This window comes from Nitrososphaera sp., assembly GCF_013388945.1.
Classification (GTDB): domain Archaea; phylum Thermoproteota; class Nitrososphaeria; order Nitrososphaerales; family Nitrososphaeraceae; genus Nitrososphaera.
The window spans coordinates 153,776-160,708 of sequence record NZ_JACAEH010000002.1 but is presented as its reverse complement, the minus strand read 5'-3'; the positions used below and the strand labels follow the sequence as shown (position 1 = coordinate 160,708).

Genomic DNA, 6,933 nt, shown 5'->3' with positions numbered 1-6,933 from the left:
TCTGAATCTTTTTGGCCCTCAGCAACGCGTACATGAATTCCTTGCGCTTTTCAACCGTATGTATCTTTGGCCTAGCCGCGTTCCTCGCAAATTCCTGCAGTTTTGCGTTTTCAACGTCTGCCTTTTTGATCTCCTTGCGAAGGATGCGCTCTGCGCGAATCCGTATCTGGCGTGCCATTATGGGGCTCTTGCCAGAAGTGGATATCGCCACCTGCATGACGCCTTCGATGTTTATCACAGAAGCGTAGGAAAAGTCGCTGTATGCCGGGTCGTCGACTGAATACACAAACGCGCCTTTTTCGCGCCCCTTCTGGCATAATTTCCGGTTCAATTCTCTGTCGTCAGTCGACGCAAGCACCAGGAAAGGATCGTCATAGCCATCAAGGATGCCTGCGTCCTTTATCCTGGCCTTTACCGCCTCTATCTTGCCTGCCTTTGCCTGGGCGTTGAGGTACTTGTTGAACCTGCTGCTGATTACAGTTATCCTGCAGCCCTGGCCCAGAAGCGCGTTGACCTTCCTGACCCCTTCTGTGCCGCCGCCAATTACTATGACATGCTTGCCCTTCAGGTTCAGGTCGACTATCAACTAAATGACACCGAAAAGCCGGGAGTCACTTGTTATCATTGTCTATTTAACACTTCAGTGGGGTGCCTTTTTCAAGTAGTTGGCGTCAACCGTGACAGGTATCTGGTACGGCGAGTCCAGCAGGACGACTGTCGCTTCCTGCTTTTCATAGTCGACGCGGGTTATCTTGGCCTTCATGCCCTTGAACGGGCCGGCGATGACCTCTACCGTGTCGTCTATTGAAAGTTCCGTTACCGTCGGCTTCTTTACGAGGTACCCTTCGATGTCCTTGAAGGGCAGGTCGCCACGGATTTGGCCCCGGACGTGCCTGATTCCTGCCAAGCCCTCGTAGGCGACGTTGGAATCTGGCGCCTCGACTATGATGTAGCCCTTGAAGCTGTCAAGGACCATGACGGAGCGGATGCCTATCTTTTTCGCAGTGACTTTGGTGTAAAGCATGTCTGCCACCATGCGCTCCTGGCCGCCTGTCGTGCGTATCGCAAAGAACTTGCTGTCGCTTGCTGGCTTGTCGCTCACAGGCGCCGGCTTGGGTGCTTCTACCTGCACCTGTGCTGGCTGTTCTGCAGGCTTTACCTCCGCTTCAGCCTCTGCAGGCTGCTCGGCAGCCTCCATACCCTGTTCATCTTCAAAGCTGATATCTCCCAGGTCGTCTTCTTGGGAATCTTTTAGCTTATCGCTCATGTATAGCCAATCTACGCGAAGTGCCTTTGCAATATAAGTCTACTTTAAATTGGTGCCGAAATTACAACGGTTCTCAAGTGTCCCGCTATATACTGGTCGCCTCAAGCCAGGACCTCGCTGGCGCCACGATGATTGATCACCTCACAAGCGAGGAGGGGTTCGGGCCTGACGGCCTCTCACCCAGGTACGGCGACATTGCCCTGCACGTGACAAAAGAGAGCCTCCTCACACTTGAAGACCTGGACAAAACATACCCTGACGCCCGGGCGTTTGTTTTTCTCTCAAAGCACAGGTCTGATAGCGGTATACCTACCCTCACGTGCCACTGCACCGGCAACTTCTCCGACGCGCCCTTTGGGGGCAACCCCGGCGAGATTGCAATGGCGTGGCCCGCCCTGCAAAAGGCGTACCTGAAGGCCATAGCGAAGGCAGGGGTGCCCGGCTACGACGTGATAATCGAGGCCACACACCACGGGCCCACGTCGCTTGCAAAGCCCGTGCTGTTTATCGAGCTTGGCTCGTCGGAAAAGCAGTGGGCCGACAGAAATGCCGCAAAGGCGATGTGCAGGTGTATACTTGGTGTGCTGCAGAACGTCGAGCCGTGCAAGAAGGTGGGCGTCGCAATAGGCGGAACGCATTATCCGACAAAGTTCAACAAGCTCTTGCTTGAATCCGACTTTGGGCTTGCAGCCGTTGCGTCAAAGCACAGCCTTGGCGCAATCGACGAGCGGATGCTTGACCAGATGATAAGGAAAAGCTCTGAAAAGGTGACGCACGTCATCCTTGACGCAAAGGGGCTTGGCAGCCACAAGGACAGGATAACCAAACTTGCAGAAAAAACAGGCCTTGAGGTCATGAAAGTTTGAAATATCATGGGTGCCATAATGCAGGCATGAGAGGCGCACTTTTCGCAAGCGACGTTTACGCGCTTTTAAGGACGGTCCCAAAAGGCAAGGTCACGACCTACGGCGACCTGGCAAAGGCACTTGGGCACCCGCGCGCTGCACGCGCAATCGGCAGGATAATGAACGCAAACCCTGACCCTATAGTCGTCCCGTGCCACAGAGTCGTCGCGTCAGACGGCGGAATAGGCGGCTACGCCTACGGGACGAAGGTGAAAAAGGACATACTTGAAAACGAGGGCCTGTCGTTTGAAGGCGACAGGATTAAAGATTTTGAAAAAAGGCGCGCAGTCCTGAAAAAGAACTAGCGTGCCTTGGATGCCGCTACAAGCTCGCGCAGGTGTGCAAGCGACCTCACGTGACCGCCGTTGACCTGCTTGTACAGGTGCCAGTACACGTCGTTTGGTATCTCCTTGCGGTCCTTCATGACCTTGAGGTGGTAGCGCATGGACCTGACGCGGATGACATAAACCTGCTTCTTGCCGGTCCTTGCAGTCCCCTTGCCCTTCTTTGAGCCCGGGCCCTTGCCGTGGATCTTCCAGACGGAGCGCTTTTCGTGCGCACGCCCCCTTGAAGTCCCGCGGGTCTTGACGGTCCATATCGCGCCGCTTTTCACAAGCGAGCGTATGTTGTCACGCGTGATCGAGTCTGCGACGTCTTCCAGCTTGTCAGGCTCAAACCTCACGCGGTTCACGCCGACGCCGAGTATCCTTGCGACCAGCTCGCGCTTTTTGCCGATGTTGACTACCATTTACTTGTCCTCCTTCTTCGGGGCAAGCTTGCCCGCGTTCAGGATCTTGAACTTTGCCTTTGTGGCCTGTTCGATTATCTCCTTGCGCTTGCGGGTGCCCACCGTGCGCGCAAGCCTAACCGCGTCCTTTTTCGGGTCAAGCCCTGCAAGGTCTGCAGGATTGTATACGATGTTATCCGTGTAGCCTGACGGGTGTAGGCCCCTTGCGTCCTTCGGGCCGCGGTAGCCTATCTTGACTATTGCAGGCACGCCTGCCTTCTGCTTCCTCATCTTGTTGTCCTTGCCCTTTGGCTTACGCCAGTTCTCTGCAAGCCTGTCGTACCTCCAGCTCTCCTGCCTGATGAACTTGGGGCGCTTGCTTGAGACCTTTTTGCGCGCGGCAAGTAACTCCTCGTTAATCACCATAGCGATACGTAGGCATGAAAACCCGTTTTTAATAAATACCTTTGCCCGGGGCTCTACTTGAAGATAAAAAGCGTGAGCGCGTAGCACCTGCCGTTGTACGTTACGTCGACTGTGCGCGACGCCGACCTGTCGTCGTCGCTTGCCGCGCCCTCTGAAAACAGGCCCGACAATTCACGGATTTCATTTTCTTGAAGCCTTATCGAATATTCCCAGTGCTTGCTTCCCTTTCTCTGCGCGTCCTGGACGGCGTTTTCTGCCACCTTCATGGCTTCTGACAGGGCGGGGACGCGCAGCACAGTCTCTCTGTCAAGCTCTTTTTTGCTCTCGGTACAGGACCTGACCTCGAGCCACGCGTCTGCCATCACCTCGAGTCGTTGTGGCGCACGTATAACGGTTAGCCCGCAGCTGTAATTAGCAAGGATGAGCAAGTTACACCAATGTGGGAAAAGCTGGAACGAGAAGCCGCCAGGGCCGGGCTCGACGGGTTTTCGCAGGTCGTCGAGCAGGCAACGGCTGCGATGCTTGCTGAAAGAAGCGCCGGCATGATGGAAGGCGGCCTTGTAAAGGGTGGGCTTGTGGAACTTGCCTGCGTCAACAAGCTGGCCGTAGTAAGCGACCTGCACGGCGACTCGCAGACGCTCTTTCGCATACTGGACGCGCTAGGCGATTTCCTTCAGGACAAGGGAAACAAGCTCGTCTTTCTTGGCGACTATGTCGACAGGGGCAGCGACTCTGCCTGCGTGCTGTATTCCGTGTGCCATTTGAAAAGCAAACACCCGGACTCTGTCGTTCTCATGCGGGGCAACCACGAGGCGCCAGCAGAGTTCCCGTTCTCGCCCCACGACCTCCCGTACGAGATGGAAGACAGGTTCGGCGCTTTTGCAAAGTCGCTCTACAAGCAGGTTCTCTCGCTTTTCAGGCTCATGACACTTGCGACAATAGTAAACGGCAAACTGTTGCTCGTGCACGGTGGCCTGCCAACAGAAGAGTCTGATCCGCAGGCGATTGCAGGCGCGCAGGAAAACCACGTGCGGAGCAGGGCGCTCGAAGAGCTCCTGTGGAACGACCCTCAGCCTGCAGGCGGCTGGGCACCGTCGCACAGGGGCATCGGCAGGTACTTTGGCCCTGACGTAACAGAGCGTTGGCTCAGGGCCACAAACACACAGGTCGTGGTACGCGGCCACGAGCCCTGCGATGGCTTTCGGGTCGACCACCACGGAAGGGTGCTCACGCTCTTTTCAAGCAAAGAGGCCTACCAGAGCTTTGGCGCCGCGTACCTGGTGGCAGGCGGAAAAGAGCTGGCAAAAGTGCAGTACGCAAGTGACCTTGCACGGTACGCGATAAGGCTATGACGGGTACGGTATGTCGACGACTTTCAGGTCTTCGGCGGCCTCGACGTTTCCGTGAATAGCCGACGCCTCCTGCACAAGCGCGGACGTCTCGTCGTAGCGGGCGCTAAAGTGCGTCAAAAACAGCTTCTTGACCTCCGCCTGCTTGGCAAGCGTGGCGGCTTCTGTCGCGGTAGAGTGCGACGTCTCTAGCGCCTTTTGCAGCTTGTCATGAGCGTAGGTCGACTCGAACACCAGTATGTCGCATCCTTTGAAAAACTGCGCCAGCTTGTCAGTCGGCCGGGTGTCGCCTGATATGCCTATCTTCCTTCCCGGCCTTGGCGGGCCGACCACGTCTGAAGATTTCACCACCCTGCCCTTGTGCTCCACGTCCTGCCCTCGCTGGAGCCTGCTGTAAAGCCCGCCTTCGGGGATGCCCAGCTTTTTCACGAGCTCGACGTTGAACTGTCCTGGCCTGTCGCGCTCGTCCAGCCTGAACGACAGCGCCGGTATGGAGTGCTTTGCCTCGCAGCACGACACCTGGTAGCCCTCCTCCTCGACCACGACCCCTTCCTTTTCGATTGTGTGTATTGCAACTTCAAACGTGAGGCCGAAGTTTATTATCCTCATGTTTTCAAGCAGGAACTCCTTGAGCCTCGGCTGGCCGTAGATCTCAAGGGGGCGCTCCCTGCCCTGCAGCGCCATCGTCTGCAATAGCCCGAGGAGCCCGACGCAGTGGTCTGCGTGCATGTGGCTGACAAACACCTTCATCTTCCTGTTCATTCCAAGGCCGGCCTTGATGAAGTTGCGCTGCATGCCCTCTCCTGCGTCAAACAGCAAGAGCTCGCCGTCGCGCAGTATGGCAACCGACGACAGACCGCGCTCGACTGTCGGGGCGGCCGACGACGTGCCAAGGAAGACCATCTGCATGTTTGCCAACGCAGATGCTACAGTGGGGCCGGATTTATGTTTGAATGGTCAGCTACCGGCGCCGGTGACGTTGCGAAGCGACGGCGGGACCTCCAGCTCCTTTGAGGTAAAACGCTCCCTCGGCTCCATGCCGTACTGCTCTCTCAGCTCGTCCTCCTGCTCCTGCTGCCTCTCGGCGGAAAACGACGGGCCTATGTGGCCGAACCATAGATACACGAGTATGATTGTCGCAAGCGACAGGCCCATCACCAGTATGGCTGCTGCCACGGTCTTCATGCTCTTGGAGTAGTCGGCTTCGCCCTTCTTCTGGTGAGACATCGCCACTGCAAATTCCGCAGAAATAAGACAAAAGCGTTCAGCAGTTTTTGACCGGTATTTTTATCTGCATCATTTGCGCGGCGCTAGAAAAGCGAGATGGCTGCCTCTGCAAGCGCCTTGCTCAGGTCGACCCTTGCATACTTGCCGGGAATAGAGTTTGTCGCCACTATCTCCTGCACGCCTGCAGCCTGTATCTTGGAGGCCGCGTCGCCTATCAAGAGCGCGTGGGCGCACATTGCGTAAACCCTTGCTGCTCCGCCTTTTTTCAGGACGCCTGCAGCCTTTACGATACTGCCCCCGCTGCTTATCATGTCGTCTACAAGGATTGCATCCCTTCCAGACACGTCGGCGCCTATCTCGGGGTCGACTGTAACCTCTCCTGTAGTCCTGTCGCGGGTCTTCTTCAGGGCCACAAAGTCTGTGTTTAAAAGCCGCGCAAACTCTTCGACCCTCGCCGCGCCGCCGGCGTCCGGCGAGACTGCTATCGGACGCGCCAAGCCCATGCCTGCCGCGTGCTGGGCAAGGAGCGGTATCGAGGAGATGTTCTTTATCCTTGCAAAGTGCGCAAGCCCAGCCTGGCTGTGCATGTCGACTGTCACAACAGACGACACTCCTGCTGCTTCGAGGAGCTTTGCGACAAGCGCGATGCTGACGACCTCGCCTTCCAAAAACGCCTTGTCCTGCCTTGCATAAGCAAGGTAGGGGATGACTGCGCACACCTTGGAGCCGGCGTCGGCGCACTTTCTTGCAATCATCATCGCCTGCATGAGGTGCGAGTCAGTCGGAGGGTGGGTGGACTGGACTATTATGCACCTCTCGCCGACAGGTCCTGCAAGCCTTATCTTGCTCTCGCCGTCGGAAAACACGCGGAGCTCTGCCTGCACCAGCGCGGCGTCAAGGTGGGCCGCCACCATGCCGGCAAGCTCTGGCGAGGAGGGCCCGGCGACAACTGTCAGGTCTGACAAGCGCTTTCCCCACTTGTTCGTCTGCGCATCCTATAATACCTATTCTTTTGACATAAATACCCCGAAT

Annotated in this window: 11 protein-coding genes; 3 read left to right on the top strand and 8 right to left on the bottom strand. The window is 56.7% G+C overall.

All coding sequences use genetic code 11. From position 1 onward, the window contains the following. Both HXY31_RS01475 and HXY31_RS01470 read right to left on the bottom strand, forming a co-directional pair. Positions 1 to 586, bottom strand: a 586-nt coding sequence (locus HXY31_RS01475) for a bifunctional precorrin-2 dehydrogenase/sirohydrochlorin ferrochelatase (protein ID WP_292638814.1), incomplete at its 3' end; no start/stop codon positions are given. A 54-nt stretch (positions 587 to 640) separates the two neighbouring features. Continuing rightward, positions 641 to 1,267: a transcription elongation factor Spt5 gene (locus tag HXY31_RS01470; RefSeq protein ID WP_292638812.1), complete on the bottom strand. Its 627-nt coding sequence runs from the start codon at positions 1,265 to 1,267 to the stop codon at positions 641 to 643. A 77-nt stretch (positions 1,268 to 1,344) separates the two neighbouring features. Here HXY31_RS01470 and HXY31_RS01465 point away from each other — a divergent pair, with 77 nt between their 5' ends. After that, on the top strand, positions 1,345 to 2,133 hold the full coding sequence (locus HXY31_RS01465; RefSeq protein ID WP_292638810.1) for a D-aminoacyl-tRNA deacylase: 789 nt from the start codon (positions 1,345 to 1,347) through the stop codon (positions 2,131 to 2,133). Positions 2,134 to 2,159: 26 nt separating this feature from the next. Continuing rightward, on the top strand, positions 2,160 to 2,477 hold the full coding sequence (locus HXY31_RS01460) for an MGMT family protein (RefSeq protein WP_292638808.1): 318 nt from the start codon (positions 2,160 to 2,162) through the stop codon (positions 2,475 to 2,477). On the opposite strand, the gene HXY31_RS01455 is transcribed toward HXY31_RS01460, so the two are convergent. From HXY31_RS01455 to HXY31_RS01445, 3 genes are read right to left on the bottom strand one after another with little or no spacing between them, the layout of a single operon-like run. Continuing rightward, a complete protein-coding gene (locus tag HXY31_RS01455) occupies positions 2,474 to 2,920 on the bottom strand; it encodes a 50S ribosomal protein L19e (protein WP_292638805.1) in 447 nt (148 codons plus the stop codon). The two genes, HXY31_RS01460 and HXY31_RS01455, sit on opposite strands and share 4 nt — an antisense overlap. Then, on the bottom strand, positions 2,921 to 3,325 hold the full coding sequence (locus HXY31_RS01450) for a 50S ribosomal protein L32e (protein WP_292638803.1): 405 nt from the start codon (positions 3,323 to 3,325) through the stop codon (positions 2,921 to 2,923). A gap of 53 nt (positions 3,326 to 3,378) precedes the next feature. Beyond that, complete coding sequence (locus tag HXY31_RS01445; protein WP_292638800.1) at positions 3,379 to 3,687, bottom strand: hypothetical protein; 309 nt, start codon at positions 3,685 to 3,687, stop codon at positions 3,379 to 3,381. Between the two features lie 75 nt (positions 3,688 to 3,762). On the opposite strand from HXY31_RS01445, the gene HXY31_RS01440 reads away from it, so the two are divergent. Then, complete coding sequence (locus HXY31_RS01440) at positions 3,763 to 4,677, top strand: metallophosphoesterase family protein (protein WP_292638797.1); 915 nt, start codon at positions 3,763 to 3,765, stop codon at positions 4,675 to 4,677. Here HXY31_RS01440 and rnz read toward each other — a convergent pair. The 3 genes from rnz to HXY31_RS01425 all read right to left on the bottom strand — a co-directional run bounded on the left by rnz (position 4,672) and on the right by HXY31_RS01425 (position 6,866). Next, entirely contained in the window at positions 4,672 to 5,583 is a 912-nt protein-coding gene (rnz, locus tag HXY31_RS01435) for a ribonuclease Z (protein ID WP_292638819.1), read from the bottom strand. The genes HXY31_RS01440 and rnz overlap by 6 nt on opposite strands. 48 nt (positions 5,584 to 5,631) lie before the next feature. Then, the gene (locus tag HXY31_RS01430) at positions 5,632 to 5,901 is read right to left on the bottom strand and encodes a hypothetical protein (RefSeq protein ID WP_292638795.1); all 270 of its coding nucleotides are present in this window, start codon (positions 5,899 to 5,901) and stop codon (positions 5,632 to 5,634) included. An 83-nt stretch (positions 5,902 to 5,984) separates the two neighbouring features. Then, complete coding sequence (locus HXY31_RS01425; protein ID WP_292638793.1) at positions 5,985 to 6,866, bottom strand: ribose-phosphate pyrophosphokinase; 882 nt, start codon at positions 6,864 to 6,866, stop codon at positions 5,985 to 5,987. Positions 6,867 to 6,933: the final 67 nt, after the last annotated feature.

Bases quoted from the DNA above. Each gene is read 5' to 3' on its own strand.
- HXY31_RS01470 (WP_292638812.1), bottom strand. From the start codon at position 1,267: ATGAGCGATAAGCTAAAAGATTCCCAAGAAGACGACCTGGGAGATATC.
- rnz (WP_292638819.1), bottom strand. From the start codon at position 5,583: ATGCAGATGGTCTTCCTTGGCACGTCGTCGGCCGCCCCGACAGTCGAG.
- HXY31_RS01430 (WP_292638795.1), bottom strand. From the start codon at position 5,901: ATGTCTCACCAGAAGAAGGGCGAAGCCGACTACTCCAAGAGCATGAAG.
- HXY31_RS01440 (WP_292638797.1), top strand. From the start codon at position 3,763: ATGTGGGAAAAGCTGGAACGAGAAGCCGCCAGGGCCGGGCTCGACGGG.
- HXY31_RS01445 (WP_292638800.1), bottom strand. From the start codon at position 3,687: ATGGCAGACGCGTGGCTCGAGGTCAGGTCCTGTACCGAGAGCAAAAAA.
- HXY31_RS01455 (WP_292638805.1), bottom strand. From the start codon at position 2,920: ATGGTAGTCAACATCGGCAAAAAGCGCGAGCTGGTCGCAAGGATACTC.
- HXY31_RS01460 (WP_292638808.1), top strand. From the start codon at position 2,160: ATGAGAGGCGCACTTTTCGCAAGCGACGTTTACGCGCTTTTAAGGACG.
- HXY31_RS01450 (WP_292638803.1), bottom strand. From the start codon at position 3,325: ATGGTGATTAACGAGGAGTTACTTGCCGCGCGCAAAAAGGTCTCAAGC.